This window comes from Bradyrhizobium sp. HKCCYLS20291, from assembly GCF_051167715.1.
In the GTDB taxonomy this organism is placed as follows: domain Bacteria; phylum Pseudomonadota; class Alphaproteobacteria; order Rhizobiales; family Xanthobacteraceae; genus Bradyrhizobium.
The window spans coordinates 36,885-62,761 of sequence record NZ_JBNPTO010000021.1; the positions used below are offsets into that span (position 1 = coordinate 36,885).

The following is a 25,877-nucleotide window of genomic DNA, read 5'->3' on the forward strand; positions in this document are numbered from 1 at the left end:
TTACTCCAATCTGGTCGGGAGCGGCGTGACCTTTGCGGACCCGACGACGACGCACTGGTCATTACCGGCCACGATGTCGGCGGCCGGCCATATCAGGTCGACGCTCTGGACCCCATTCTGGTTGAGCGCCGAAATGATCGCCGACCTGGTCAGATCGCGTCCGATCAGGGAGACGTTGGTGCGAACCTTCGTCAGGGCGGTTCCGATGTCATTCATGACCAGCGCCGCGTCAGGCCCTGGATACAGCGTGATGTTGGCAACGATCTGCGTCCGGAGGGGCGTTACCGGACACACCGAGATGACGTCGGTCAGCGGCTTGATCCCTTTCTGGTTCAAGCGTCTCACCACGTTTGTGAGGATGTCCTTGGTCGGTACCGGGTCGGTGCCGCTCTGCATGATAGCGACTTTGACGCCGCCGAATTTGTTGACCTTGGTCGCCGTGGCGTCGCGGATGCGGACATCGGCACTCAGGGCCTGGAAGATGTAGGCTCCCTCGGAGCCGGCCGTCGAATAGGCCTCAGGGGCCATCTGCGCGCGGCGGCGCAGGCCGTCATCCAGCTCGTCCGGCAGGCGCTCGACGCCGAAGAAGGCGGCCAGGTTGTCAAGGTCGGAGCCCTTGGCGAAGGCGAGCATGACGGCGCGTGCAGCGGCGTTGACCCGCGCTCGCACCAGGACCTCGCCATAGGCCTGCGGCTCAAGGATGATGTTGGTCGGAGACTGTTCGAGGGCCAGCGCTGCCTTCAGCTTCGGGTTCTTTTCGAGAACCTCGTCCTTGTAGCGCTGGAGCAGAACCTCGTAATCGATGGTCTCGATGACGTCAGGAGGAGGAAGACGCGCGAAGTCGATATACAGCGCGGGCGACGTGTAATTGGGCATTCAACCCTCGCTAGATGGTGACCGAAGTTCTCCGCAGCACCTGTTCCACGAGGTCGATTCCATCGATGGTGATCGTGATCGCACCTGATGCGTCAGCCTCGTCAATGGACACTCGCGTGACCTTGAACTCCGGCTCGTAGGTGTTGATCGCGGCGATCGCGGCCATCATGCCGGACATCATCGTCTCCTCGTTGGAGGGCTTGTCCTGCATGTTCTGAAACGTCGATCCCCACCACAGCCGCATCAGGCGAACCTTGAGGCGGGTGGTGAGGATGACGAAGATGCTTTGCTTGATCCGGGGCCAGCCCTGGATCAGCTCGCCGGTCTCACGATCGATGTCGACCAGGTGCTCACTTGGAAGCGCTGCCATCGGCCGGCTTCTCCGAAGCAACGGCACCGAGCACCTTAGTCTCGACGGCTTTCGCTGCGGTCACCGCCTTGGTGACGGTCGCCTCGACTTTGGCCACGACCGCCTCGGCCTGCTCAACCTTCTCCTGCACGGCGTGCTTGAGATACTTGACCTCAGCTTCGACTGCAGTGATGAGGGAGCCGGCCGGCACAAGGATGCCCCTATGCCAGAAATCCTTAATCACTTCGTAGGTTTTCATTGTTCTCTCTCGTTATACAAGTTTGGCCCACACCACCTGTGAGGGGCCGCCCTCTGTAATGACCCTGGTCTGGGCCATTTCCTTCGGACCGGAGACGCCAAGGTTGACGCGGCCTTGAGTGATGTAGATCCATCGACCGTCGACACCGCATGACAACTCAGTCGCGCCTTTAACCTCGATGCCATCTTCTTTGATAGTGACGACAGAGTTGTCTCTGCCCTGCCGAATTACGGTCTCGCCATCGGTCATGAGGACGGAGGAACCCTTATCTCCGCCCTGGGTCATGAAGATGCGGTCCTCGGTCATATAAACCTTCGACTTATCATCTTCGCCCATCTGGACCGTGAGATCCTGCTCGGTCCACTTGACGACGGCCTTCTTGTCCTTGAACTGGACCTTGACCTGGTTCTCATCCATCAGGACGTCGCCCTTGGCGTCTTTCTCGCCGTAGCGTATGTGAACCAGCTTCTCATCCTGACGGTAGTAGGACTTGTTCTTGCCGACCGTCTTGAGGATCTTCTCCTTGTCGGCCAGCTGCCGCGTAACGCCGTCATCGCCATCCTCCGGCACTTCCGGAAGCTTGGGCGGCCGCGTCTGCTGCAACTGCTGTTGACCTGATGACGAAGCGCCCGAGCTGCCCGAGCTGCCGCCACCTCCACCGCCACCTGCGAGGCTCGCCGGGATGCCGGCCGCTCCGCCCGCGCCGCCGCCGATCATTTGGCTGACTACGCCCATGAGATTGCCAGAGGCGACCTGGTTGGCGATGCCGGTGAGGTTGCCGAGCTGGGACAGGCCCGGGAGGCCTGACATGTTGGCCAATGAGCCGACGTTGGCGAGCTGGTCGATGTTGAGGCCCGACAGCTGCGAGATCCCCGCCATGTTGGCGATGTTCGAGATGTCGAGGTTGGTGAGATTGCCCAGGTTGCCGAGATTGCTGAGGCCGCTGAGCATGTTGGAGAAGTCCATGCCGCTCAAGCCGGCCATCTGGCTGATGCCTGCGAGATCGCCGAGACCAGAGATGTCGCCGAGGCCCGTGGGGGCGCCCTGCTGCTTCTTCTTGGTCTTGATGATCAGGTGGTTCGAGTCCTTGGTCTGATGGACCCAGTGCTGCTGATCCTCTTTCTCGTGGATCAGGGCGACCGTCTCGTCCTGCTTGCCGTGCGGCGATGGCGTGTCCGGTCCGTAATGAAACGGCTCGACCGTCCCTAGTTCGGGGATGCCGCCGACCGAGCGCAGGATGCCATGCATCCCAACCTTCGGCGGAACAGAATACTTGATCGTGGCGTGCGAGTGGCTTTGCCAGGGCTGCCAGTCGCTCTTGAAGGTGTCCTGCTTCGAGTAGGTCTCATTCCCACTCGGGGTCTGATCCTCGCCGTCGTTCATCTTGACGTACCAGCGGTTCTTCTCGAACTTGACGGCGACGATCTTGCCGAGTCGCTCCTTGTTCTGGAACTTGCGCTCTAGATCCTGGAGCCGGCGCTCCATCGCGTGAATTGCACGCACCATTACGGCACCTCGGGTGTCACATCGACCGTTTCGTCCCTGGACAGACCCGCTGCATTTTCAACGTGACCGAGGATCGACACCTTGGAGCTGGGCACCTTGGTGATCATCTCGCCGGTCTGTGGGTAATAGAAGAACTCACGCTTCAGCACCTGGTTTGTGCCGATCATGAGATCGCTCTGCCATTCGACCACGCCGACCGAGACGCCTTCGCGCCTCAAGACCGGCTGGCTGATGCGCTTGAACTGGACGTTCTGCGCGGGAGCAGCATCGGGATGTCCGAACTGGTTCTGATGAGCCCAGGTGGCCACGGTCTCGACCATGTCCCAGGCTCTGGCGTCGCCATCGAGGGCGACATTTCTGTTTTCGTCGATCAAGACCACAACGACTCGGAGCAGAGCATTCAGCTCGCCCGTGAATGTCGGCTCGCTCTTGGATGCCATAACCGCGACGCGGGCGCATGGCGTCTTCAGCGTCCAGTCGGCAATATCCTGCTCGTCGAACAGACCGTCGTACCAGTCGACGTCCATCGTCGGGTACATGGCCTTGATCCCGTCGATGATCTTCTGTCGGAAGTTGACGACTTTTCCCATCATCAGCCTCCGTGCGCGAGGTAGTCGCGGATCATTTTCGAGATGCGCTTGACGTTCTCTTCCGAGAAGCCCATGAACGGACGCGCCGGCACCTTGTCGGACTTGCTGTAGCGCTTGCCGCCGCGCTGCGCCTTCCGGCCGGCATGATTGAAGCCGTTCTGCATCCAGGATGCGTATTCGGTATCCGCCGTCAGTTCGAAACCGTGATCGGTCACGTCGCTGACCTCGATGCTGCGGGACAGCTCGCCGCTGTCGAACAGTGGCCTGTCGTGCCCCTTCAGGGCGATGGTCACATCGGACAGCGCAGCCCATCGCTCCCCTTCCGGGGACATCTTGGTCCGTAGGATGCGGTTGATGGTGGCGCGCTGCATGTACTCGGCAGCCTGCTCCATCACGGGATGGAGGTGCTCGGCGTCCTGCAGCAGCTTGGTGAGGCGGGCATTGAGGCGGGCGAGGTCTTCGGTGTTGAGATCGACCGCAAAAGCCGCCATCAGGCCCTCCTGCTATCGAATGACCGGCCACCTCGTGTGACGTTCGGGTTAGTGGTCGTGGTCACCGGGTTGCCGTTGGCATCGGTGCCAGTCGTGGTGACCGGCGGCAGGCCGAGGCCAACCTTGCCGGTGGAAATTTTCTCGAGGATTGCAAGCGCGTCCTCGTAGCGCACGCGCATCTCATCGGTCCGGCCGGTGCGGCCCAGTGCGATCTTGTAGACCGCGATGTCGATGGCGCAGTTCTTGACGATGCCGGGCGTTGGGACGACCGGGACCGTATATTGGGACGACAGGTAGGCGTCGCAGATCTCGTCTGCGCCGTCCAGTCCGCGCTGGACAACCAGCGGGTCCGGCACGCCGTCACGGTCATAATCGGCTATGCGAACGAGGAGATCGGTCCCATAGAGATCGTCGATATCGTCCTTGCTCGCGTAGCCCATCATGAACCCCTGTCAGGTTACTTCTTCTTGGTTTTGCTCGTTGCAGCAGCGGCATCGGCAGCAGCCTTGTCGGCGGCTTCCTTCTCTGCGGCTTCCTTGGCGGCGGCTTCGGCAGCGGCCTTTGCAGCAGCCTCAGCTGCGGCGTCTTCGGCCGGCGAATTGCCGTGGAGGTTAGCGAAGCGCGCGGCGCGCACCTCGGGCGACACGATCCGCTGCTTGCGCAGACGAATGTTCGCAGCCGCCTCACGGGCTCGGAAGCCAGTCGTTCCCATCATGGATGTCTCCAAATAACGAAAAAGCCCTCCCCGGCTTTCACCGAGGAGGGTCGATTTCAGATCCTTGCGTCTGAGGTCAGACGATTAGGAGCCCAGCTTGTGCTTGAACGCCACGATCCGGATGATCTTCGGATCGTACACGCGCTGCCAGTTGCCGACGTTCGCCAGCTCGGAGTTCGCCGGGGTAACGCCGGCCTGAGTGCCACCGAGCCACTTGATGCCGCGCGGATGCATGACCCACTGGCGGCGCTGCACGATGTACTCCTGGCCCATGCCCTTCAGAGCCTGGCGCTCGACCTCGACCGGGGTCTTCGGCGACTTCTCGCCGTAGCCGATCGCGCCGGGGCCAAAGATGTAGGTGGTGAACACGCGGTTCGCGCCGCTGCCCGACACCGGCATGCTGTCGTCGACGATGACGGTCTTTCCCATGTAGGTCGGGATCGTCAGCTTGCCCTCGGAGTCCGGCATGAACTCGATGAGGTCGGCCTTGACCATCGCCTTCAGGGTCAGCGAGTGGACGGCGACGGCGTTCAGGCCGCCCTGCTCGTCACCGAGCAAGAACGCGGCGTCGATGAACGAGTCGGCGTCGAAGTTCTCGGCACCGCCGGTCAGGCCGGAGATGTCGTTGACGTTGGCTTCCATGCCGGCCGAGCCCATCGCACCCGCGAGGGTCGCGAGCAGGGCGGTCTGCATGCGCTTGTTCCACCAGTCGGCGAAACGGTTCGCGATCAGGTCGATCGGGTCGGCGCCGGAGAGGTCCGCCGACAGGTCGGACGCACCGAACGCCTTGCCGCGCAGCAGCTTCACCGCTACGTCCTGGCCGGTGGAGACCTTGCTGACGGTCAGATCGCTGTTGTCATCGAGCACCTGCTCGGAGTCGCTGGCGTCGAGATCGTTGAAGAACGGCATGTTGACCGTCTTGCCGCTGATCTCGCTGTCGATCACGCTGGTCAAGTCGGTGATGATGCCCGACTGGAACAGGGCCGACTTCTGCGTCGACAGCACCTGCACGTAGTTGTTGAACTTGGTCGGGACGATCATGTCCGCGAGACGAGTCTCAGTCATTTCTCACTCTTGAGGTTGGTGACTGGCCTCGCTGCTGGTTTGCATTCAAGCAAACGCCCGGACATAATCCGGGCGCCTGCAGTCTCGGATGGGCAGGAAGGTGTTAGTCCTTCACGCCGGCCGCTGCCTTCAGCTGCTTGGCCAATTCGGGTTTGGTGTTCTCCAGCACCATCTGCTGGGTGATGTTGCGGGTCTCCTTGGCCCAGGGGTTCACGACCCCACCGGCCGCCGGAGCGCCGCCTTCATTGCCGGGCTTGGTTCCCAGTCCGCGCTTCTCATCCGGCTTGAAGAGTGATGCGCGGCTCTCGCGGATCTCTGCGACGAGATCGGCGACGGTGAAGGGGGTGCCGTTGACGTCCTTGATGCGGGGGTTGCCGTTGGTGTCGAGCACCTCGACGACGACCTTGCCGTCCTTCATGGACGTCTTGACGAACTTGGACACCAGCAGTTCGACGGCATCCCGCGCGTCGTCCAGTGGGTTTGCTTTTGCGACTTCAGACTTGACCTGGCTGTCGGCCATGATCGTCTGGAGCTGCCCCGTGAGGCTCTCGACCGTGGCGTTGGCGTTCTTGACCGCCAGGTTCAGCTCGGTCTCACGCGCAGTCCATTGCGCCTGGAGCTGGCCTTTGAGGGTCTCCAACTTCTCGCCTGCGATCTTCTCCGCCTCTTTCGCGGGATCGAGCTGCGACAGTCGTGCAGCGGTTTCAACAGCCGTCCTGGCTGCGTCAGGGGTGATGTCTCCGAAGGCGGCGACGCGCTCGATCGCGGTGCGAGCCGATGCGGCATCCAGACCTTCGTAGGGCTTCAGCTGCTCTTTGAGGACCGCAACGTTGTTGCGCTCCGCTCCGAGAGCCGTCTTCAGCCCCTTGACGTCGTCGAGTTCGAAACCCTCGGCCGGCGTGACGTTCAGGAAGAACTTCCCGTTCTTCTCGACGTAAAACGGACGATGGGCCTCCTCGACGGAGTTGAGATCGGTGACTACTGCTTTGAGCATATCCATCCCGGAAATGCGGGGCATCCCGCCCCTCGTGATAAAAGGCCGCTCAAGCATCCCGCCTGAGGGCCGGTGATATCCCCGAGGAACCGGGGAATCGGAGATGCCAGCAGCGATCGTTCCGAGGCCGTCCCGGCGCTCGGTGGGTCATTGCTGGCGAACTGGGTGGCTGGCACGGCAGGTCTCGAACCTGCGACTTCCTCGTTAACAGCGAGGCGCTCTACCGTCTGAGCTACATGCCAACGGAATTTGTCGTTGCCGGAGCACTCGCAAAAGCGCTCACGGCAACAGCTGGGGTGAGCCCTCCAGCAGCATCAGCTACCTCGGCGTTTGCGCGCCTTCTGCCTACTCCTCGCGAATTTTTCAGCGGCGGCGCGGGCGTGCGGCACGCTCTTGGGTATCTCTGCTCGTCTTGTGCGGGATGCGAGTTGAGACCGCTGAAGCCGCGCTCGACCATTCAAGGGAGCGCGGAACCGAAAGAGGTGGCCCGCCGGGCCAAAAAAATGCCCGCCAGGCGTTGACCGGGCGGGCAAGGTGAGTGAGTGACCGATGCAGAAAGCCGCCCAGGGAGGTCCTGAGCGGCTTCTGTATGCCCTCTGGAGAGAGCGTCGGATTATGCTGCGATCTGCAGCTCGGTGACGGGTTCGAGTTTGTCGAACTCCTCCGGTTTGGCGAACTGGATGGTGTCATCCTCGGTCAGGAGGATGACGTCCCCAGCGGCACAGGATTGCACGCCCCACGCCGACGACATGGTCAGACCCCCGAGGGAGTTGACCTTCAGCTCACCACTCTGCAGACGGCGGACGAGCCATTGCGGCGCGACCTCCTCGGCAGCCTGCCCCCAGAGAGGCAATTTGAACGCTTGGACCAAGATCTTGCGGTGAAACAGGTTCATTTGCACACTATCTGCATTTCAACAGTGTTGAACCACAATATACGCCTTTTGTCAATAGGGAATGCAAAAACTGCAAACGTAAATGCAAATCTTGGAAACTCAGCCGTAAATCCAGACGTGGATGATGATGTAGAGGATGAAAATCCCCATCACCGCCTTGAACGGGTGCATCAGGACGGGCTGCATCATGAGCCAGAAGTTGGTCTTCTCCTGCTCGCGAACCAGTCGCTCCAGGGCAAGCTGCTCAGGATTCGGCTGCGGAACCTTAGGTGGCAACGAGACGGGGGCCGGATTTGGCGGCAGAACGCCTTCCTCGGGCAGCCCCAGGAGCTTTTCCCACCACTTCAGCTTGACTGACTCCATTGACCGGCTTCCTCCCCTTGACCGTGAACTTCGGCTCGAAGCAGATCGGGCAGCACCAGTATTCGTCACCGACCAGCTTGCCGAAGGCCACGACCGAGCGAGGGATCATCCGCACCAGCTCGCGCACGAGCGTACCCTGCCTCTGGGTGCAGGGCTCGCACACGTAGCCTTCGCATTTGAACGACAGCCGCTCGATCATGGACCAATTTGCCTACAGGTTGCACGAATGCAAGTCAATCAGAACTGAGGCGTTGGGCGCGTTGAGCCGGCCGGGAAGTTCGGCTTCGGCTGGGTTTGGTTGCCAGCCGGCGGCGTCGAGGAGCTGCCTCCAGCCGGCGCAGCGGTGCCTGCCTTCGCCGGATCTGCCTGGGTCCACTTACCCGGCAGCATGTTCTCGCCGGCAGCCTGAATGTTCTCGTCGACCGCTTGCCAGAGCGCGAGTTCCGCCTTGAGGTCGAACTCGTCGCCGAGCAGGTTGCGATCCCTGATCTCCTGCAGCAGCACTTCGCGCGACAGACCGCGCTGAGACCACAGGGTGACCAGCTGGGCAACCTCGGCCAGGCGATCGGCCGTGTTCGAGAACTCGGTGTTGAGGACCACGTTGACGTTGGAGTAGTCCGAGCCGGTCCAGTTGCCCATCATGCGGATGGCGCGCTCCAGCGTGTCCTGGCAGTTGATCGCCATGTCGTGGACGACCGAGTGGACCCGGGTTTCCTGGATGTCACGCTCGTTCTGCGGGACGTACTGACGGTGAGTGCCCGTGACCGGGTTCAACGCCATCATGTCCATCTGCATCTCGAGCTTCTCCAGGTCCTTCATACCGGAGTCGATCGCGGTGCCGCGGGGCTCGACGTAATACCAGCGGCCGTTGGCCTCGGGCGCGTAGAGCACCTTGTAGGGGCCGATGGCGAACTGCGCCTCGTCTTCCGGGTCGATCTGGACACCGGAACAGGCCAGCATCGGGAAGCGAGCTGCCGACAGGATCGACCGCTGATCCGAGCTGGAGATCCAGTGCTCGATCTGCTTGTAAGCGAGGTCAATGAAGACCGGCCGGACCTGGTAGTCGGCCTCCTTCTCGCCGGCAAACAGGGTGACGAACGGCACCTCCGTCATGTTGGTGAGCGGGGTCTCTTCGACGAAGGTCCAGTTCGATCCGCCGGAGGTGGCGAGCTGCTCCCAGAGCTGGACGATGCCTTTGCCGTTAGACGTCGGGTCGATCTCGATGACCCGCATCTGGTTGTAGAGCACTTCCTTGAAGCCGTCGCGATCGGCGCGCTGGCCGCGGATGCGGACGTGGACCGTCTTGGTGTCGCCGCCGACATACGCATCGTAGGCCGCGGCCACGTCGTCGACCTTGTACATCTTCATGAATGGTCGGGCGCCAGAGGCCTTCTGGTCCGCCAGGCTCTTCATGTTGTAGGTGTCCGGATGGTCCACCAGGATGTGGCACATGCCGTCCAGCATCGCGTTGTTGAAGAACTGGTGGGCGAAGACGTGTAGGTGCGTGCCGATCAGGTCGATGTCCTGAACCCACAGATCCAGATTCGGATCGCTGTTGATCACCTTCAGCAGGGTGCGGAAGGGCTTGGCAGATGCAGCATCCACCGCCTCTCGCAGCTTGTTGAGAGCGAACGTGGAGGCCAGACGCGCCGCATAGCGGGTGTCGGATTCCTTCTCGTATTGCGGCAGGAAGGTTGCGCCCTGGGCACGCATGGTCTCGGTGCCGCCGTAGACGGCGCGGAGCATCCTCGTGCGCTGCTGCATCGTCGTCGCGGCGGACGACAGCAGTCCAGGGTTACCGTCCTTCGGAGACGGCGTATACTTGATCTGTTGGGTGGCGGCTGCCATGGTGGTAGGATGTCCTGACGTTACCAGTCAAGGACCGCCGCCTTCTTGGGACCGAGGAGCGAGTTGAATGCGTCAGCAGCAGCGTCGACCTGGTCGTCGTAGGTGCCGAGCGGGAAGGTCTCCAGCTCGTCCGTGAAGACTGTGTTCCAGGCTCCTGGAACGATCTTGACGTTGCCGGCTTCCGCCTGCGCAGCGAATGCGGCAGCGCGGACTTCCTTCGATCCTGTGGGGCGGGCAGTCTTAACGATGTAGCCGGCGAGCCGGCGAATGAAGCCCTGGACCTGGCTCTTGCCGGCCTGGCCTGGGTCTTGCGGGAGAAAGATCTGGACGGAGCGTCCGTCGTTCTTGGCGGTCTCCAGGATCTTCTTCTCGACTTCGAGCGGCGATCCACGGAAGCGGATGACGTGCTCGGTGTAGAAGCGGCCGTTGGAGTCCTTCGACATCAGGACGCCGACCGTGTAGTCGCCGTCAGCAGATGCCGCCAAATCCCAGGCGCGAACCTTGGCCCGGCGCGCAGGCAGCTCAGCGAAGGCGACCGGAGCGAACCAGTCACCGCGGAACATGCCGCCGTCGTCGGACATCGGCTGCTGCTGGTACAGAGCAGAGAACGAGCGCTCGCCGAGAACGTCGAGACGATCCTGCAAAGCTGCGTAGGAGAAGCGATGCGGAGCGAGAGGCTCATTCGGCTTACGGCCGAGCGCGTCGCCAGGAACTGTGCCATCCTCGTTGAGGATCAGCTGACCATCAGGCGTCTTCTTCACCCATGGCAGCGCCGGAAGGTACAGGATCTCCCAGGGGAGGCCCTTGCCATCCTCCATCGCATCGATGATGCGGCCGGCGATGTCATCGTAATGCCAGCGCGTCAGCGTCAGAATGATCGGCGCGTCTTCTTCGAGACGGGTGTAGACGACGTCGCGGTACCAATCCCACTGGTCGTCGCGGAATGTGGCCGACTTGACCTCTTTGCGATCCTTGATCGGGTCGTCGATCAGGAAGAGATGGGCGCCCTTACCGGTGGTGCCGGTGCCGACGCCGACCGCGTAATACTGACCGCCGCCGGACTCGTCCGTGAGCTGCCATTCGTCGGCAGCGCGGATGTCGGGCCTGATCTTGATGTGCGGGAAAAGGCGCTCGAACTCCTTGCCCTTGATGATATCTCGGACGTTTCGGCCGAAGCCGGTGGCGAAGTCGCCGTTGTAGGATGCCGAGATGACGTTCTTCGACGGATTCCGGGCCATGAACCAGGCTGGGAAGCGCCTGGTCGATAGCTCCGACTTTCCGTGCCGCGGCGGCGCGAAGATCATCAGCCGCTTGCACTCGCCGCGTTCGACACGCTCAAGGGCTTCTGCGACCTTGTAGTGGAACGGATCGGCGTAGTATTTCGGGAGCGTGTAGGTGGTGAAATCTATGAGGTGCTCGCGGCCCCTCCTACGACGCAGGATCTCGGCCGCTGCCTCCTCGGGGGAGACATCGGTGACCAAATTCACGATGGTAGCCTTTTAGAACTTGAAGCCCGGCGCCTGGATCGTGAGATCGTCTTTTCTGGCGGAGCGCGACTGGACTTCGAACATCACGGTAGGAGCACCGTTGGTGATCGGGTCGCCGTAGAAGCGGATAGTACGGAGCCAGTTTCCATCGGTGTCCTGGACAAGGTCCGACACGGTGATGAGACGGGCGTCCTCGATGTTCACCTTCTGGTGCAGTGTGCTAATCGCAGACATCTTCTTGCTTTTCTCGAGTTTTAACTCCGGCCGATGGGCGCCGGTTCTGAAATGATGGCCGGAGCGTCCACGATGGCTCCGGCTCCGGTCATGCCGACGCAACAGCGGCGACCGGCTCTGGTATTGGTGCCGGCACTGCCCGAACGAGCTCCGGCTTGTCGCGCGCTGCGGCCACCACGATCGATGGCTGGCGCATGAGCGCGGCGATGTGTTGCCGGCGCACACTCTCGTCGAGTGGACGCCGGCTCCCCATCAGTGAACGCTCTCGGGTTTCTCCTCCGGCTTCGGCTTCTTGGCCCGGCTCGCAAGTTCGAGCAGCTCCTCCTCCGACATCTCGGAGGCCTCCTTGCGGACATTAAGGTTGGTGTGGTTCTCGTCCTTCTGCCCGAGGTAGTTCTTGCCGAGGAAGATCGACGCTGGTGCGTTCTTATCGGCAAGTGCCATCTGTTTGCGTCTCAGGGACACCTTGGCGTGCTGCAGCCCATCATCCCAAACCTCGCGCGCCTCGGGGTAGACGTTGAAGAAGTTGGTCAGGGTGCGAGGGCTTACGCCGAGGATTGCGGCTGCCTCGTCTTGTGTACCGAAAAGGCGAGCAATCTCTGCCAGAGCACGTAGCGTGTCCTCATCAGGTTGAAGCTTCGTCTTGCGACGACCGATCGGGCGAGCGAGAAGTTCATCGAGAAACTCCGTCTCCTTGGCTTCCTTCTCGGCGGCGGCTTTGGCTGCGGCTTCGCGAGCAGCCGCCTCCTCTTTCGTCGGCCGGCCGCGGCGACGCTTGGGCAGGTCGGTCATTGTTCTTCTTCTTGTTCAGTGAGTCCTGTCTTCGACCAGCGCTCCGCCATCGCACATGATGTCTTCGATCGAAATCGCAGTCACCAGGCCTTCACCCGGCCATTCGACCAGGATGTATTCTGCCTCATTGTGATCGTCGGTTTCGTCGTCGAAGCGATCGAACATGGCGATGATCGGAACGGCGAAACCGCCGTCGTAGACGATCGACATGGAATCGAAGTCGACCGTGGAGCCTATCCCTTGGCCCCGGGAATCGCCGTCTTGATCCATTGCAAAATCTCAGCCTTGGAGCCGGCGCCGATGCGTGTTGCAGTCACGACGCCCTTGTCGATCGCTAGGAGAGCTGGGATCTGGTTCACGCGGTAGAGCTGAGCTGCATTCATGCACTGCTCGACGTCCGCGACGTAGAAGTCCACCTTGCCGTAGAGCTGCTTCTCGATATCATCCAGCAGCGGCTTCATAGCCTTGCAGGCGTTGCACCAGCGAGCCTCGAACTTGACGACGATGGGACGCTTAGCCCCGTAGATTGTTTCGAGTGTGGTGGTGTCCGTGATGGATTTCATCGACTGAAGATCTTCTTGAAGGCCGACACGCCGCCGATACCGCAGACGGTCAGGATGATGTTGTTCTGCATGCTGGCGTACATGCCGGGCAGCGACGCGACATGCCAGCTGCCGATTTCGTGGCCGAGTAGCGGCATGGAGTCGAAGACAACAGCCGCGGCGTGCGATAGGAAGACGCCGAACGCCGCCGGCACCATCCAGGCCGTAAACCAGTGTTCACGGTCTTCGGACCGCTGCTGGTTCACCATCCTGGCGATTTCGATCCTCGATCTAATGTCATCGACGCCGATCGTCGTGTCAGCGCCGACCGCCGCCTTGTATTTTTCTAAGTCAGCGTCGGTCTTCTTGTTGAGCCAAGTCAGGAGGCCGTTAGCCAGACCTGGGATGAGAGAGAGTAAAGCCCACATGATCGTTATCCGTTAAAGCCGTTCGAGCGCGCCCAGCTCAACAGAGCCTCGATCTCCGTTTGCTGCGCCTTGATACCTTCGATGAGCACGGGAACGAGCTTGTCGTAGGCGACAGTGCGCCAACGTTTTCCGTCGTTGCCGTCGTCTGGAATCGAGAGATTGACGAGTTCGGGCAGGACAGCCTCGACCTGGTCGGCCAAGACCCCAATGTCACGTTCGCCCGATCTTCCGATGAGCTTCGTCTTCCCGTTCCAGGTGAAGCGCACGCCGTCGAGCCGCCCGATGATGTCGAGTGCATCTGCGATCCTGACAATATCGTCCTTCAGGGCAGGATCCGAATAGGCGGTGATGTTGCCGCCTGCAGTAACGTTGCCTGACGGGTCCGAATAGAAGGACCACGGTGCACGAGACCAGCCACCGAATCCAAAATATCCGTCAGCTCGGATACCGAGCTTCAGCGCATACGAATCGTTCCAGAAGGTCATTCCGGCGAGGTTGCTGTCGCCGCTGCTGGGAGCGCGACAAACGAAGCTCCCCCTCGTTGCGCCGCCGTCTTGCGACATGGCCAGGCTGACCGAAGCGCCGGTCAGCGATCCCGTCAACTGGACTGAGCCGTTGAGCGGCACATAGTTCGCCGGGTTGAAGTTCCCGCCGTGCCAGACGCCATTGCCGCTGACAGTCAGCGTCGTGAAGGCACCATTGGTGAAGCGAGAGTCGTCGCCGGCAGCGACAGTGCCCGAGCCAGCGCCGACGTTCCTTGTCGCCGCGCCACCGAGGCCGGAGATGTCGCTGTAGGACAGCGTCACCGCACCGACGCGACCGGCAACGCTGGTCACTTCCGTCGCAAGGCCGTCGATCTTGTCCCAGGTGGTACCGTTGAAGACGATGCAGTCGCCCTGGTTCCACTGCGAGATGCCGTCGATCGCAGTCGTCCCGGCGACAGAGACCTTGTAGAGGGTGCCCTTCCTGCCGGTGCCAGAGGCAAGAGCCGGCGTGTTCGTAGAGGCGTTCCAGGTACCCTGATAGTTCACAGAGCCGATGAGTGGCGCCACCGCGTTGGTGACGTAGGCCGTCGTGGCAATCGCCGTGCTGTTGTCGCTTGCGGCGGGCGTCGGAGCAGTCGGGGTGCCCGTGAAGGCTGGTGAGTTCAGCGGAGCCCGCGTCGTATCGACAGGGTGGACGTGATCCTCGTGTGCCCACCTCGCACTCGAGCCGACGGTTCCTGAGCCACTGGGCGCGAGAGGCGTCGCGGTGCCAATCTTCGCGTCAACATAGGCGGTCGTCGCGATCTTGGCCGAGTTGTCGCCGGGTGCCGGCGTCGGCGCTGTCGGAGTGCCCGCAAAGGCTGGAGACGCAAGCGGCGCATAAGCTCCCAGGGTCGAAGTTAACGCCGACGAGGTGACGTACGCGGCCAACGTGGTCGTCAGCGCGGTGGAAGACACGTAGCTCGCCAGATTGTCGCTCACGTAAGCCGTGGTGGCGATCTTGGCGCTGCTATCCCCGGTGGCCGGTGTCGGCGCGGTTGGAGTTCCGGCGAATTCCGGCGAATTTAGCGGGGCGCCGCCGAGATTGTGGAGCGCCGTCGAAGCATTCGCGACATCCGACAGATTGTTGACTGACAGCATGTCGCCGAGACCAGGAAGTCCCTGATCACCCTTCGGACCTTGCGGGCCGACATCACCCTTGTCGCCCTTTGGTCCCTGGATGCCCTGCGGGCCTTGGTCGCCGGTATCGCCCTTCGGACCCCTGATGCCCTGGACGCCTTGGGGCCCCTGATCTCCGGCGGAGCCTTTGTCGCCCTTCGGCCCCTGAGGACCGATGGCGCCTTCATCTCCTTTGTCGCCGTTATCGCCTTTGTCGCCCTTGGGGCCTTTCGGACCGATGTCACCTTTTAACCCTTGAGGACCGCGGAAAGGCCCAATGCCGATCCAGATACCCTGGCTCCAAACCCATCCTGTGCCCGTCGCAGAAACGACATAGGCATCACCGTCTGGTGCATTGGTCGGCAAATCCTCGTAGGCACCGACTTCGCCCTTCAGCGAAAAGCCACGGCCAGGCTCGCCCTTATCGCCCTTGGGACCAGGTTGGCCTGCTGGACCGGGGGGGCCCTTGATGCTCGGGAACATGTCCCTGAGCTGGGTGAGCGAGACGGTCCTGATCTGGTTGTTGATGAGGATGTCGATAGAGACGTCATCCTCATTCGGCCCTGATGGCGGACCGTTCGGCGCTTGCTCAGATGCGATAGCGATCTGCCAGTTGAGGAGGAAGTACTTCGCGCCCTTCGCCGTCAGCTTGACAATGGAGTTCGCTGGGTAGAAGTCCGTGCCAATGTAGATGCCACTGGGTGCCAGTACCCGATAACGCAACGTGCTCATTGTTCTTCTGTTTGTTGGCACCAGGGGAGAGACTCGAACTCTCTCAGCGCAGTTTTGGAGACCGGCTGCCTACGCCGGAGGACCCTGATACGATCGCTTGTTGTGTGGTGAGGCCTGCCAGATGAAATCGTGCCACTCGGCAGCAGTTAGGTTGATTGACGTCTCTGATTTGCCGCGCACGGTCAGACGAACGACGCCGGTCTCCGGATCCCGTTCAGCGCTGATCGAACCGTCGGTGTTGGCGAGTGCTGCGACGCAGGTCATGGCGATACCGTGCTTGGTGCCGGGGGCAAGGATCGAACTTGCGACAAGCGGATTGTGACCCCGCTGCCCTACTACTGAGCTACCCAAGCTGGTGTCAGGAGATGGGATCGAACCACCGCGCTCCGGGTTTCAACCGGAAGCTCTTCCGTCTGAGCTATCCTGACGAAAATGGGCAAAGCCTTAGCGGGCGCAGGCCCACGTTAGGTGTATCCTGCGCCTCGCTTGTTCTGTTCTATGCGAAGATGCTGTCGATCTCCTCGTAGGTCGTGATCGTTCCGGCCGATATGCCTTCGAAAGCGACCTTCAGCTTTGCAGCTGCAGCCTGAGCCAGATCGTAGATTTCGACCGACAGCTGAGCAAAGACCTCTGTAGAGACCTCAATCACGTTGAACAGGCCGACTTGAAGGTAGATCGAAGTCGGCGGATTTGGCTGCTGCAGGCGAAGAATCAGACCATTAATCACCGTCAGGACGTCGGTCGTCGCAGGAACGGCAACCTGTGCGTCGCCGATCGTCACGATATAGCTGGACTTGGTGCCATACATCGAATTGGCATAGCCAAATAGCTGCCACTGAGCAGGAGGCGGCGGTGGCGGAGCTGTGAACTGGGTGCCATCCCAATGCCAGCCAGGGCTGGCCTGATCTGACTGCACCGCAATGATGCCATCCGGGAAGCCCGGCGGAGGATTACCAGGATCAGAATCGTATTCGACGACGTTGATGACAGTTCCGGTGCTGGTGTCAATAATTGCATATCGCGCCATGAGCGCTCTTCTCCGTGGTGTTTCTGGTGTAAAACTGCTGGAGCTTCCACAGGGCGCAGGCCCTCCACTCCCTGACTACTATCCTGCGCTGCTCTGGCGCGACGCCAGCGCTCGGCTTGACGCATGGCCTCATTTAACCCGCCACCCCTATGTCTTCAGGTGACAGTCGGCGGGCACCGAGAAATTCACGCCCAAGAGCGACCCGACTCCTATCGTCTTTAGGGGCTTGTGGGTCAGCAACGCCACGGCACAGTTCCTGTGCTGGATGCATTTCGCATCGTCGCTCGCTGGGGCTTGCATCTTGCGGTAGTTGCGATCCTTTCGACCTCGACGCACCCTCAGGCGTTACTCGTCTCAAACGGTCGTCAGCGCCATACCATGGACCTCTGCGCTGATTGGCTGTGCGTAAGTCCCCGCCGGTCCGCAAGTTGTAGTCTCGGGATTTCCGCCCGATGTCCCTGAGCGCTCAGGGTCTGCCGGCACGCAGCGGGGGCGACCCGAGCCGTGCCAGCGGTGCTCACTTGTCCTTGCGATCCTCGAAGTGGATCATGGGCTGCAGCAGCGCGATGTAGAACGGCAGGAGGCCGATCACCACCGCCGCAAGCTCCGCGCTCATGTACCTGGTCAGGAGCGGCTTCAGGTCGATGACCTGGAGCTGCTGCAGCAAAACCGGCGTGGCGCAGGTGAAAGCGGCGAGGAAAGCGTGCCAACGAAACCGCACGCGAGCCCAGTGCTCTCGAAGCTTGTTCATTGTCGTTTCTTCGTTGGTTAGCGTTAACTGCCAAGGTCATACTTGGCGATGGTGTTGCCGGCCTCGTTCATGACATAGAACACACCGTCCCGATTCGGGACCATGGCACCGTCTTCACTCCGGATGTAGACGGTTCGAGCGCGAACGCCGTCGATAACCGACGACGGCTGGTACGAGACGCTCCTCGTCTCGATGATGTTTTCACATCCGCTCGATGTTCTCTGCTTGACAGTCAGCATTGTTTCTCCGTGCTCCGAAAAGGCCGACGTGGACCGCTCCAATTCGCAAAATGGTTGCTCCGGGGTTTTGCAGCCGGTGGGCGCCGGCTGATTTGTTCTCGGAGCAGCACGGGGCGGGTAAAGTAGAGAAACCCCGCAGCCGTGCGGCCGGGCTGGGTCAGACGGTCTGCGCTCTAGGCACAGCTCCCTGTTTACACAACAGCTCCGGTCATTCGTGTTCGTCAGCCGGCGGCCTTGCGACGCGACCGCGCTTTGCGCTCCAGGCGCAGATCGGTGACGATCCTGGCCCTGGAGACCTTCTTCTTCTTTTTCTTCTTCGTGGCCATCAGGCGATACTCTGCTGCGGGAGCCGCCAGTGCTGCGGCAGCGCGTCGATCGCCATGCTGGTGCTCGGAATGAGCTGCTCAAGAACCCAGCCATAGTGCTCGTCCGAAACGCCGCGGGCCGGATAGACCAACAGGGAGTTCGAATACAGCTTGGCGATCTTCTGTCCGTAGGTGACGGGCTCCCAGTCCTTGGGATCAAGTCGCATCCAGGTGATCATCACCTCGGCATGCTTCTTGGTGTCGGCAACCATTGCGTTGCGCATGGTCAGTCTTTCTGGGCAATCGCGCGGTCGATCCAGGCGTAGATCTCTGGATTGTCGCGGCGTGCCATCATGATGATCGGGGTCAGTCGGTTGACGACTGTTTCCTCGTTGGCTTTCGACTTGAGCGCTGCTGCATGCCAGCAGGCGTGGTGGATCTCGTGTTCAAGCACCTCGGCGAACGACGAGTCGGGAATGTCGGAGCGCACACGAATGTCGAAGTTGAAGCGATCACACCGGCCGAGGTTCTCCTCGGCGTCGGCCTCTGCGGGATCCCAGTGGATAAGCTCGTATTCGTAGATGCCGATCTTGATGACAGACGGCAGCTGTGTGCGGTCCGGCATCTTTCGGCGCCGGGTCATGATCCGTCCTTCGGGCAGACCGGTGCGATCTTGTCGAGGTCATTGCCCTCGACCCAGACCAGGTCGGGATGAGCCACATCCTTGTCGCCGTCCCAGCCGAGACCCTTGATGACCTGGCGGACGTAGACGGGATAGAGTGAGAACATCAGGTACGAGAACTCGGGGTCGTATTCGTGGGTGACCTTGCCCTTGCGTTCGGTACGAGTGCTCGCTGTGTGGAACCCGAGCCGTGCGGTCGGCATCACGCAATACTGCGTGACCGGCAGGATGCCGAGGAACAGCGTGCAGGCGGAGGCGCACTCGCCGGCCACCTGCAGCTTCATGTGGTTGTCGCGCATGTCCGTGTACTTGCGGACGTACTTGACGATGATGCCGCCGCCATCATCGAAGATGGTGTAGGGGTCGGCGTGCGCCGGCAGCGAGCCGAGCGCCAGCAGCCCGGCCAGAGCCAGGCGAACCAGGGCTTTCATGTCGGGTGTCTCCGGCTCGCCCCAGCGAGCGCTCAGATCTTTGGCTTCGCGGCCATCTCAATCGGGTTGAAGGTGAAAGCGCGCTCGATCGACGCCTGCCACGTCGCGTAGCTGAAGAGGAAGATCGACAGCGGGAACGGCATTAGTCTTCGTCCTCTTCGTCGAGTTCGGCGAAGGGCTCTTCGAGCGCCTCGGCGAGGCGGATTGCCGCCTGTTCGATGCCGACCGCCACGTTGTGCAAACCGTCGCCGATGGCATCCATGCCGAAGTAGATCGCCAGCGCGATGATGATGGTCTCGATGAGGATCATTGGGCCTCGATGCAGAACAGGTTTTGATCTTGTCGGTAGCCTGCTCCGCCCTGATGACGGCAGCCAGGTTCATGACGGCGGAAAGGGTCAGCAGCACCGCGATCGCGGTGCCGGCGAGCTTGTCGGTGGATATGGTCAGATGACCGTGATGTGGCCTGCGCTATCGACGCGGCTGAACCAGCTCTGAATGGTGTCCTCGAACGCGGTGATCTGTTCCGAAGTGACGCGCCAGTGAGGTCGGATGATCACAAGGCGATCGAACCTGCGGCCCGCCGGATTGTCGCTGTGCCGAAACACGCGCCAGTGCCTGGTATCGAGGCCGAAGGCCGAGATGTATTGCTCCGCAACGGCGATAGTCACCGCGACGATGGCGTTGCTCATGGGACAGATCCTTGAATTGGAGCGAGGGGCGGGACTCGAACCCGCAACCATCTGCTTGGAAGGCAGACGCTCTGCCGTTGAGCTACCCCAGCGGGTTCTACGGCCAGAAGCCGAGCCAGATGCCCCATCCGTGGATCACGCCGACCGGCCATGCGATCGCGCCAGCGATCAGCAACACGGTCCGGCCATCCATGATCGTGGTCACGACATGCGTGATCCATGCGCTGCAAGCCACGAGCATGCAGGCGAAATACCAGTAGAGCAGCTTCGGATTGATCCGCACGTGTCCCTCATTTGTCAGGTTGCCGAAGACTGGGCTCGAACCAGCGCATCCCATGCGGGCGTTCTCCCACTGAACTACTTCGGCGAAGGTGGCAGGAAGGGCTCCTCGAAGAGCCCCTTTTCCATGGCGACGGCGCGCATGGCCTTGAGGACGTCGTCTACCCGACGCTCCTTGATGGCACTCACAGGCGTGATGCCGCCGAGCAGCTCGTTGCTGCGGAGCATCCACGACTGCGCCTCGACGGTGCCTACGACCTCGTCGAGGTGCTTGATGACGTTGTGGGCCTGCATCGCCAGCGGCGAGGTCGATATCGAGTCGCTACTCGCCATGAGTGAGCACCGTGATATTGCCGCCAGTGCCTGGGTCCAGCTCCATAGCTGCCCGAACGGCCTGCTCGGCTGTCGCGCCCATCCACATCGCACCGAGCGCGAACTCCTTGCCGGAGCCCATGGCGACGAATGGGGGCTTGAACTCGATGGTGCCCATCGGCTCGAACATCTCCACGGTCTTGTCCGGACGGACGATGATGCCCTTGCAGTTATCGTCCAGCTCCGGCGGATCGCCTTCCTCATGGCCGAGGAACCAGCGATGGAAGGCCTGGACCCAGGCGCAGTCGCCCGCGCCTCCGGCCAGCAACCCGTCCTCCCGGCGCACGATCTTGACGACGTTGCCAATGATGGCGGTTCCCTGGATCATCCGGGTGTCGGCGGCCAGCATGCCGTTTCGGTAGGCGATCGTGGTCATAGGCCTGACTCGATGAGCTGGCAGCCGTAGTTCTGACCGCGCTTGATGAATTTGAACGAGCCCGACACCGAGCCCTTGACGAGGTGCGGGATCATTTCCTCGAAGTCCTTCAGGAAGACGACGACCAGCTTGCCGTTGTGATCCTTGAAGTCGAAGTAAGCAGCGGACCGGCCGCGGCTGTAGCCGACATAGGTCAGCGTCGCCACGAACGGCGCGTTGTCGCGCCATTCGAGATCCGTCATCCAGCTGTTAGCCCAGTGCTGCTGGTTGCCGTACTTGTCGAACGGGATTTGGTATTGACCCTTCGGCATCAGCGGAACAGTGCCTTCGCTTTGTCGACCTTGCTATCGAGGCAGACCGAGAGGTGCGCGGACGAGACGCGGGCATGGCAGGTATCGGCCGGCACGTTGATGAGGAGCGCCAGGCCGGCGCCGATGCACGCGCCGATCAGACCGATCACGAATGTCCGCATGCGAGCCTCCCCTCCATCAGGATCAGGTCGATATTGCGTTCGATCTCGTCCTGGTAAAACCTCCGCAACCGCGGCCCAAGCGAGCGCTTGAGCTGTCGGCGGCACATGGCGATGTGCTCCTGGGGCCAACTCTGCGCGTAGAGCCGCGATGCGGCGTGGGCTGCAGCGTAAAGCTGCTCCATCACGCTGCTTCCTCTGCTAAGGCCACCGCGTTGACTGCGGCCTGCACGAGGTCGTTCTGGACGGCTTCGAGCGCCTTCGTCATGGCCTGAACGAACAGGAAGTCATGAACCAGCTCGTCCGAGATCTCGTGATGCTCGATGACAGCATCGACAGGGAAGTCAGCCGGACCGATCGGCGCCATCGTGGCGCGGGTCTCATCACGGCGGAGCTGGGTCATGCCACGCCGCCAGGTGCCGTGGCGTGTCCACAGCTTCAGCTCGTCGTCGAAAGCGAGTTGCGCCTTCGCGGTCAGTTCAGCACTCACGCCCATGAGGTCTGCCTACTCGCTTTGAATGGGTGAGCCGGGCTGCCGTTGGCGAGCACCGGTCTCTGGGAAACTGGTTCAGAACGGCCGACGCCGTTTGGTCTTCTCCGGCGCCTTTCGCCGGTTGAGCTTCTCGACGAGCCGAGTGCCGAGAGCGAGGATCGTGACGAGGACCATGGCGGCAAATCCGAGGGTGACGAGCTTGAGGAGCAGCTGGCTGATGACGACGACGAACTCGATGTCGGCGAACGTCACGAATGCGCTCCCGGCGGCATCCCGAAATGCTGGAGGATCCAGAACAGTCCGAGCACGGTGGCGAACACGGCCGGCGTCAGGACGAGGGATGCGAGGGGAGCCACAGGTGATCCTTTCCGCGCCTTCCCCCGGGCGACGCCAGCGTTGGAGGCCGGCGTTCCCGGGATCGGGGCGAATTGTCAGGTTTCTTGAATTTGCACGAATGCCAATCTAGCCGTTCATTACCCCAATATACGCCCTTCGTCAAGTCAACTGCAAACGTGAATGCAAACGACGGAACCTGACGGTTCCATGACCGGCTGCGGATGACACGGCCGGCGCCCGCCGCCAGGCGGAAATGACATGGTTGGAGTGGGGGTTGTAGTGAGGGTTCTAGTATACGGTTATTGGTGTCGGCCAGTTTGACAGGGGGTGTCGGCGTATTTGACAGGGGGTGTCGGCCAGCTTGACAGGGGGCGTCGGCCATTTTGACACCCCCCTCCCCCTCCGCGGCCCCCTGTTTCGGTTAGATCTGGGCGCCTAGCGCCCCGCCCCTGGCGTGGGCAAACAGCATGGCCAGAACTGGCAACCCCAAGTACCGGGTCGAGCCCTGTCTCGCCCTTGGCTAGGAGTTAGGAGATCAGGGGCCGGCTATTGGGGCACCGCGGTAACGGACGCCCCCAGACATAGCGGCTTCCCTTCCTCATCGATGTCGGGAATCCTGGGCGCCATGTCCCCGCGCATCATCCAAATCCCGCTGTCCGGTGGCGATCGCAAGGCGCAGGCCAAGGGCGTGCGCAATGCTCATGGTCTTCACGACAGCTATTTCGCTCAGTCGCAGCTGATCCGCAGCGCGGCCGAGGAGAAACTGCGCGAAGCCGATCGGCTGGAGTGCGAAGCCTGGAACGCGATCATGTGGGCCGGCGGACCGGCAATGCCCGCCCCGGGCGAGCCGCAGGCCAACCCCACGATCGGCATGGCGCTCAATGCCGGCTTCGATCTGCTCGAGGCAAAATGTAATCGTTGCCGGCGGATCTCGCTGGTCCCTTTGCGCGCGCTCAACCGTCCGCCGGCGACGCCTGTTTGGAAGCTCGAGGCCGCCCTCTATTGCGAGCCGTGCAGCAACAAGAGACGCTGGGGCCGGCAGCGCGCGCACATCCTTCGCCTGACGTGCGCGCTGCCGGACCCCGAACCTGACCGGGCGCAGAAGAGCTGATGTTTGGTCTAACGCTCTTGTCCTCCACCAATGAGGGCGATCACCGCACCTGCCCCGAGTTTGAACGTGTCGAGCAGGGTGTTGATCAGGGCGTGGACAGCATCCGCATTGCCCGTTTGGAGCGCCAGCATGAACGCCAGCGCGGCGCAAGCGATAGAAAATGTAGCGACGATGAGAGCCGACTGCATGAGTCCTCCTGTGGCCGAATCGGCTCGGCGTCGGAGGATGGGCTTTTGGCAAAATGCCGGAGCCACACCCTCGAAACCGAGAGTGATGACTCCGATTCGGCCCTCTGTTGCGGCGCCAGTCGGATGGGTTCAACACCTGGCCGTCAAGGAGATGGACACCCCCTACCCCTTCCGGCTCGATTCATTTTGCAACAGAGGCTCGCCTGAATCTGATCGACTCAGGGAGGCCACTAACCTTCCCCATTGGGAGGTCAGCAAAGCTGCCTGAAAAGGCTCTATAGTTGTTGTCGGCAGTTTATGGGCAAAATTATAGGCAACCCGGATCGTGACCGCAATAGCTACTAGGCAAAGAAAAATCGCTCCATGTGCAATCTCTACTCTATGACCAAGAACGTGGACGCGATCAGGCGCCTGTTCGGCATCGCGCCTGAGCATGACCGCACCGGCAACCTGCCTGTCCTGCCTGGCATCTTCCCCGATTATCCTGCACCGATCGTGCGCAACAGCGAGGCCGGCCGCGAACTCGTCATGGCGCGCTGGGGCATGCCGTCGTCGCAGCAGGCGCTGATGAACGCGACCAAGCGGCGAGCAGAACGGCTCGAGGCCAAGGGCCAAACGGTCGATTTCAAGGAACTCCTACGCAAGGAGCCGAACAGCGGCACCACGAACATCCGCAACGTCGCGAGCAAGCATTGGAAACGTTGGCTGGGTCCGGAAAATCGCTGCCTCGTCCCGTTCACCTCGTTTAGCGAATACGACGATGTCGACGGCAAGAAGGTGCCTGTCTGGTTCGCCGCCGACGAGGGCCGGCCCCTGCTCGCGTTCGCCGGCCTGTGGACGCACTGGACCTCGGTGCGCAAGATCAAGGAGGGCGAGGTCTCGATCGATGTCTACGGCTTCCTGACGACTGAGCCGAACGCCCTCGTCAAGCCGATCCATCTTAAAGCCATGCCGGTGATCCTAAGCACCGCGGAAGAATATGACCTCTGGCTCCGCGCACCATGGGATCAAGCAATGGCGTTGCAACGGCCGCTACCCGACGACGCGCTGCGGATCGTCGCGCGAGGCGTCAAGGAAGATCCGGCGCCTTAACAAATCGATCTCGGCGTCGCACGCCGGTTGTGAGCCGTCGCAAGGTCCGCGGCATCTTGTGAATCAGGCCCGTTGAACAGAATTCACAGGTTCCTATCCAGTCGAGCGCGAGTATTGTCAATCAAGCGGACTGAGGCATTATTTGCTAATTCAATGGCGTCAGTCAGCACGGTCGGATCCGCTGAAATGGCTCTCCACGTTCTCCAGACAGCGTAACCGCTATCAATGTTGTCCTGTAGGCGGGCGGGTTTGACGGTGCCGCCGTTGTTGGACAGCGGCAGCGTCGGCAGCCACACTCCAACTAATCCCATTTGCTGTTCCAAAGAGGCTTGAATTTCCCAGTCGACGTACTTCCGCCGCCAAGTGTCAGCTCCGCAAAGCACGATCGTACAGGAACTGCCGTGAAGGTGATGCTCGCGAATGCGGCGCATGATGTAGGCGTGATCGGCACTGTTGATCCGACGCTCAAGTGAATTGTCTGTAAAAAGCTGTAAGCGGTCATGCATCACCGACGAGAGGTCGTCGTAATGGGTTTGGTCACCCCCGTGATGATAACTGACGAACACTTCGCGACGCACTGGCCGCACTAGATCGAAGAGACTAGCCACAACAGCCCACCATCGAATCAGCGTCCATTTCTCTGTCCGGTTCCAGAGGCTATCGAGGCCCCTCACAATTGTCGATTGCGCGCACCCACATTTCAACTTGTATCCTGTCCGGCCGGCGGCTGACCCCACGCCTTGATCTCGACGGCAGCTTTCCAACCCGATACTGGAGGCCATGAGCAAGTTTGTTGAACCGCGCCCCTACGCTGATCCCGAAGCCGCCGCTCGGAAGATTATCGACATTGCCAATGGCTTGGGTGATGTCTGGGATGGTCGGCTTTATACCGAGAAGCTCAATTGGCCGATGCTATTCGAGCTGGGCGCCACGCCGGCCGAATGGCGCGCGGGCATTGACTTTGCCGTGCAGAAAGGTTGGCTCTGGATGCATGAGAGCGGCACCTACTACAAATTCACGCAGGACGGCAAAGATCTGTTTGCTTGAACCAGGTTTGTTGCTGGACCGTTGGAGGCCAAGGCGCTGCGGTGGCCGCTGCCGGCCGATTTGCTCACGATCGTTGCGCGTGGCAGTCTCAACCACGAGCTTCAGTCCGAAACATCCTGGGGTCCGATGCCATACTTTTCCTGCACGATGCTGCTTGAGCCTGGCGCTGTGGTTCGGCC

The 25,877-nt window shown here is 61.4% G+C and carries 42 protein-coding genes and 6 tRNA genes; 3 read left to right on the forward strand and 45 right to left on the reverse strand.

What is annotated here, in order from left to right; genetic code table 11:
- The 43 genes from ACQR07_RS31925 to ACQR07_RS32135 form a co-directional block, all read right to left on the reverse strand.
- Entirely contained in the window at positions 1–876 is an 876-nt protein-coding gene (locus ACQR07_RS31925) for a baseplate assembly protein (protein ID WP_434906027.1), read from the reverse strand.
- Positions 877–886: 10 nt separating this feature from the next.
- Positions 887–1,246, reverse strand: a complete 360-nt coding sequence (locus ACQR07_RS31930) for a GPW/gp25 family protein (RefSeq protein ID WP_434906028.1) — start codon at positions 1,244–1,246, stop codon at positions 887–889.
- A complete protein-coding gene (locus ACQR07_RS31935) occupies positions 1,227–1,484 on the reverse strand; it encodes a hypothetical protein (RefSeq protein WP_434906029.1) in 258 nt (85 codons plus the stop codon). The genes ACQR07_RS31930 and ACQR07_RS31935 overlap by 20 nt, the downstream gene beginning before the upstream one ends.
- 12 nt (positions 1,485–1,496) lie before the next feature.
- Complete coding sequence (locus tag ACQR07_RS31940) at positions 1,497–2,990, reverse strand: hypothetical protein (RefSeq protein ID WP_434906030.1); 1,494 nt, start codon at positions 2,988–2,990, stop codon at positions 1,497–1,499.
- Entirely contained in the window at positions 2,990–3,580 is a 591-nt protein-coding gene (locus tag ACQR07_RS31945) for a hypothetical protein (RefSeq protein WP_434906031.1), read from the reverse strand. Before ACQR07_RS31945 ends, ACQR07_RS31940 begins: the two co-directional genes overlap by 1 nt.
- A gap of 2 nt (positions 3,581–3,582) precedes the next feature.
- Positions 3,583–4,071, reverse strand: coding sequence for a phage virion morphogenesis protein (locus ACQR07_RS31950; RefSeq protein WP_434906032.1), 489 nt, complete (start codon positions 4,069–4,071; stop codon positions 3,583–3,585).
- Positions 4,071–4,514 carry a gp436 family protein gene (locus ACQR07_RS31955; protein ID WP_434906033.1) on the reverse strand — a complete coding sequence of 148 codons (444 nt, stop codon included), beginning with the start codon at positions 4,512–4,514 and terminating at the stop codon, positions 4,071–4,073. The genes ACQR07_RS31950 and ACQR07_RS31955 overlap by 1 nt, the downstream gene beginning before the upstream one ends.
- Before the next feature lie 14 nt (positions 4,515–4,528).
- Positions 4,529–4,786 (reverse strand): hypothetical protein, encoded by a 258-nt coding sequence (locus ACQR07_RS31960; RefSeq protein ID WP_434906034.1) that lies wholly within the window; start codon positions 4,784–4,786, stop codon positions 4,529–4,531.
- Between the two features lie 84 nt (positions 4,787–4,870).
- Positions 4,871–5,851 carry a major capsid protein gene (locus ACQR07_RS31965; protein ID WP_434906035.1) on the reverse strand — a complete coding sequence of 327 codons (981 nt, stop codon included), beginning with the start codon at positions 5,849–5,851 and terminating at the stop codon, positions 4,871–4,873.
- Positions 5,852–5,954: 103 nt separating this feature from the next.
- Positions 5,955–6,845, reverse strand: coding sequence for a hypothetical protein (locus tag ACQR07_RS31970; RefSeq protein WP_434906036.1), 891 nt, complete (start codon positions 6,843–6,845; stop codon positions 5,955–5,957).
- A gap of 166 nt (positions 6,846–7,011) precedes the next feature.
- Positions 7,012–7,087 (reverse strand) — tRNA-Asn (locus ACQR07_RS31975).
- 371 nt (positions 7,088–7,458) lie between these two features.
- Positions 7,459–7,740 carry a hypothetical protein gene (locus ACQR07_RS31980; RefSeq protein ID WP_316200911.1) on the reverse strand — a complete coding sequence of 94 codons (282 nt, stop codon included), beginning with the start codon at positions 7,738–7,740 and terminating at the stop codon, positions 7,459–7,461.
- A 99-nt stretch (positions 7,741–7,839) separates the two neighbouring features.
- Positions 7,840–8,103, reverse strand: coding sequence for a hypothetical protein (locus tag ACQR07_RS31985; protein WP_434906037.1), 264 nt, complete (start codon positions 8,101–8,103; stop codon positions 7,840–7,842).
- 237 nt (positions 8,104–8,340) lie between these two features.
- Positions 8,341–9,951, reverse strand: a complete 1,611-nt coding sequence (locus tag ACQR07_RS31990) for a DUF4055 domain-containing protein (protein ID WP_434906038.1) — start codon at positions 9,949–9,951, stop codon at positions 8,341–8,343.
- Positions 9,952–9,971: 20 nt separating this feature from the next.
- Positions 9,972–11,438, reverse strand: coding sequence for a phage terminase large subunit (gene terL, locus ACQR07_RS31995; protein WP_434906039.1), 1,467 nt, complete (start codon positions 11,436–11,438; stop codon positions 9,972–9,974).
- Positions 11,439–11,450: 12 nt separating this feature from the next.
- Positions 11,451–11,672, reverse strand: a complete 222-nt coding sequence (locus ACQR07_RS32000; protein WP_434906040.1) for a hypothetical protein — start codon at positions 11,670–11,672, stop codon at positions 11,451–11,453.
- 252 nt (positions 11,673–11,924) lie between these two features.
- On the reverse strand, positions 11,925–12,464 hold the full coding sequence (locus ACQR07_RS32005) for a hypothetical protein (protein WP_434906041.1): 540 nt from the start codon (positions 12,462–12,464) through the stop codon (positions 11,925–11,927).
- 15 nt (positions 12,465–12,479) lie between these two features.
- Entirely contained in the window at positions 12,480–12,674 is a 195-nt protein-coding gene (locus tag ACQR07_RS32010) for a hypothetical protein (protein ID WP_434906042.1), read from the reverse strand.
- 23 nt (positions 12,675–12,697) lie between these two features.
- Positions 12,698–13,027 carry a thioredoxin family protein gene (locus tag ACQR07_RS32015; protein ID WP_434906043.1) on the reverse strand — a complete coding sequence of 110 codons (330 nt, stop codon included), beginning with the start codon at positions 13,025–13,027 and terminating at the stop codon, positions 12,698–12,700.
- Positions 13,024–13,434: a hypothetical protein gene (locus ACQR07_RS32020; protein WP_434906044.1), complete on the reverse strand. Its 411-nt coding sequence runs from the start codon at positions 13,432–13,434 to the stop codon at positions 13,024–13,026. Before ACQR07_RS32020 ends, ACQR07_RS32015 begins: the two co-directional genes overlap by 4 nt.
- A gap of 5 nt (positions 13,435–13,439) precedes the next feature.
- On the reverse strand, positions 13,440–15,809 hold the full coding sequence (locus ACQR07_RS32025) for a tail fiber domain-containing protein (RefSeq protein WP_434906045.1): 2,370 nt from the start codon (positions 15,807–15,809) through the stop codon (positions 13,440–13,442).
- A 15-nt stretch (positions 15,810–15,824) separates the two neighbouring features.
- A tRNA-OTHER gene (locus ACQR07_RS32030) sits at positions 15,825–15,898 on the reverse strand.
- On the reverse strand, positions 15,879–16,073 hold the full coding sequence (locus ACQR07_RS32035; protein WP_434906046.1) for a hypothetical protein: 195 nt from the start codon (positions 16,071–16,073) through the stop codon (positions 15,879–15,881). The genes ACQR07_RS32030 and ACQR07_RS32035 overlap by 20 nt, the downstream gene beginning before the upstream one ends.
- A 14-nt stretch (positions 16,074–16,087) precedes the next feature.
- Positions 16,088–16,162 (reverse strand) — tRNA-Val (locus ACQR07_RS32040).
- Positions 16,163–16,237, reverse strand: a tRNA-Phe gene (locus ACQR07_RS32045).
- A 68-nt stretch (positions 16,238–16,305) separates the two neighbouring features.
- Entirely contained in the window at positions 16,306–16,836 is a 531-nt protein-coding gene (locus ACQR07_RS32050) for a hypothetical protein (protein ID WP_434906047.1), read from the reverse strand.
- Between the two features lie 517 nt (positions 16,837–17,353).
- Positions 17,354–17,587 (reverse strand): hypothetical protein, encoded by a 234-nt coding sequence (locus ACQR07_RS32055; protein WP_434906048.1) that lies wholly within the window; start codon positions 17,585–17,587, stop codon positions 17,354–17,356.
- A gap of 23 nt (positions 17,588–17,610) precedes the next feature.
- The gene (locus ACQR07_RS32060; protein WP_434906049.1) at positions 17,611–17,826 is read right to left on the reverse strand and encodes a hypothetical protein; all 216 of its coding nucleotides are present in this window, start codon (positions 17,824–17,826) and stop codon (positions 17,611–17,613) included.
- Positions 17,827–18,151: 325 nt separating this feature from the next.
- Positions 18,152–18,415, reverse strand: coding sequence for a hypothetical protein (locus tag ACQR07_RS32065; RefSeq protein ID WP_434906050.1), 264 nt, complete (start codon positions 18,413–18,415; stop codon positions 18,152–18,154).
- Between the two features lie 2 nt (positions 18,416–18,417).
- Positions 18,418–18,774 carry a hypothetical protein gene (locus ACQR07_RS32070; protein WP_434906051.1) on the reverse strand — a complete coding sequence of 119 codons (357 nt, stop codon included), beginning with the start codon at positions 18,772–18,774 and terminating at the stop codon, positions 18,418–18,420.
- Positions 18,771–19,244, reverse strand: a complete 474-nt coding sequence (locus ACQR07_RS32075; protein ID WP_434906052.1) for a hypothetical protein — start codon at positions 19,242–19,244, stop codon at positions 18,771–18,773. Before ACQR07_RS32075 ends, ACQR07_RS32070 begins: the two co-directional genes overlap by 4 nt.
- Positions 19,245–19,386: 142 nt before the next feature.
- Positions 19,387–19,554, reverse strand: coding sequence for a hypothetical protein (locus ACQR07_RS32080; RefSeq protein WP_434906053.1), 168 nt, complete (start codon positions 19,552–19,554; stop codon positions 19,387–19,389).
- 135 nt (positions 19,555–19,689) lie between these two features.
- Positions 19,690–19,935, reverse strand: a complete 246-nt coding sequence (locus ACQR07_RS32085) for a hypothetical protein (RefSeq protein ID WP_434906054.1) — start codon at positions 19,933–19,935, stop codon at positions 19,690–19,692.
- Positions 19,936–19,952: 17 nt separating this feature from the next.
- Positions 19,953–20,027: transfer RNA gene (locus ACQR07_RS32090), tRNA-Gly, on the reverse strand.
- Positions 20,028–20,032: 5 nt separating this feature from the next.
- Positions 20,033–20,218: a hypothetical protein gene (locus tag ACQR07_RS32095; protein WP_434906055.1), complete on the reverse strand. Its 186-nt coding sequence runs from the start codon at positions 20,216–20,218 to the stop codon at positions 20,033–20,035.
- A 20-nt stretch (positions 20,219–20,238) separates the two neighbouring features.
- Positions 20,239–20,302: transfer RNA gene (locus ACQR07_RS32100), tRNA-OTHER, on the reverse strand.
- Positions 20,293–20,547, reverse strand: a complete 255-nt coding sequence (locus ACQR07_RS32105; protein ID WP_434906056.1) for a hypothetical protein — start codon at positions 20,545–20,547, stop codon at positions 20,293–20,295. The genes ACQR07_RS32100 and ACQR07_RS32105 overlap by 10 nt, the downstream gene beginning before the upstream one ends.
- Positions 20,537–20,962 (reverse strand): hypothetical protein, encoded by a 426-nt coding sequence (locus ACQR07_RS32110; protein WP_434906057.1) that lies wholly within the window; start codon positions 20,960–20,962, stop codon positions 20,537–20,539. Before ACQR07_RS32110 ends, ACQR07_RS32105 begins: the two co-directional genes overlap by 11 nt.
- Entirely contained in the window at positions 20,959–21,273 is a 315-nt protein-coding gene (locus ACQR07_RS32115; protein WP_434906058.1) for a hypothetical protein, read from the reverse strand. The genes ACQR07_RS32110 and ACQR07_RS32115 overlap by 4 nt, the downstream gene beginning before the upstream one ends.
- The gene (locus ACQR07_RS32120) at positions 21,273–21,434 is read right to left on the reverse strand and encodes a hypothetical protein (RefSeq protein WP_434906059.1); all 162 of its coding nucleotides are present in this window, start codon (positions 21,432–21,434) and stop codon (positions 21,273–21,275) included. The genes ACQR07_RS32115 and ACQR07_RS32120 overlap by 1 nt, the downstream gene beginning before the upstream one ends.
- On the reverse strand, positions 21,419–21,616 hold the full coding sequence (locus ACQR07_RS32125; RefSeq protein ID WP_434906060.1) for a hypothetical protein: 198 nt from the start codon (positions 21,614–21,616) through the stop codon (positions 21,419–21,421). The genes ACQR07_RS32120 and ACQR07_RS32125 overlap by 16 nt, the downstream gene beginning before the upstream one ends.
- Entirely contained in the window at positions 21,616–21,927 is a 312-nt protein-coding gene (locus tag ACQR07_RS32130) for a hypothetical protein (protein WP_434906061.1), read from the reverse strand. Before ACQR07_RS32130 ends, ACQR07_RS32125 begins: the two co-directional genes overlap by 1 nt.
- 72 nt (positions 21,928–21,999) lie before the next feature.
- The gene (locus ACQR07_RS32135; protein ID WP_434906062.1) at positions 22,000–22,176 is read right to left on the reverse strand and encodes a hypothetical protein; all 177 of its coding nucleotides are present in this window, start codon (positions 22,174–22,176) and stop codon (positions 22,000–22,002) included.
- Positions 22,177–22,885: 709 nt separating this feature from the next.
- Here ACQR07_RS32135 and ACQR07_RS32140 point away from each other — a divergent pair.
- Positions 22,886–23,371: a hypothetical protein gene (locus tag ACQR07_RS32140; RefSeq protein WP_434906063.1), complete on the forward strand. Its 486-nt coding sequence runs from the start codon at positions 22,886–22,888 to the stop codon at positions 23,369–23,371.
- A gap of 8 nt (positions 23,372–23,379) precedes the next feature.
- On the opposite strand, the gene ACQR07_RS32145 is transcribed toward ACQR07_RS32140, so the two are convergent.
- Positions 23,380–23,559, reverse strand: coding sequence for a hypothetical protein (locus tag ACQR07_RS32145; RefSeq protein ID WP_434906064.1), 180 nt, complete (start codon positions 23,557–23,559; stop codon positions 23,380–23,382).
- Positions 23,560–23,922: 363 nt separating this feature from the next.
- On the opposite strand from ACQR07_RS32145, the gene ACQR07_RS32150 reads away from it, so the two are divergent.
- Entirely contained in the window at positions 23,923–24,651 is a 729-nt protein-coding gene (locus tag ACQR07_RS32150) for an SOS response-associated peptidase (RefSeq protein WP_434906065.1), read from the forward strand.
- A gap of 83 nt (positions 24,652–24,734) precedes the next feature.
- On the opposite strand, the gene ACQR07_RS32155 is transcribed toward ACQR07_RS32150, so the two are convergent.
- A complete protein-coding gene (locus ACQR07_RS32155) occupies positions 24,735–25,229 on the reverse strand; it encodes a TIR domain-containing protein (RefSeq protein WP_434906066.1) in 495 nt (164 codons plus the stop codon).
- Positions 25,230–25,431: 202 nt separating this feature from the next.
- Here ACQR07_RS32155 and ACQR07_RS32160 point away from each other — a divergent pair, with 202 nt between their 5' ends.
- Positions 25,432–25,698 (forward strand): hypothetical protein, encoded by a 267-nt coding sequence (locus tag ACQR07_RS32160; RefSeq protein WP_434906067.1) that lies wholly within the window; start codon positions 25,432–25,434, stop codon positions 25,696–25,698.
- Positions 25,699–25,877 lie beyond the last annotated feature (179 nt).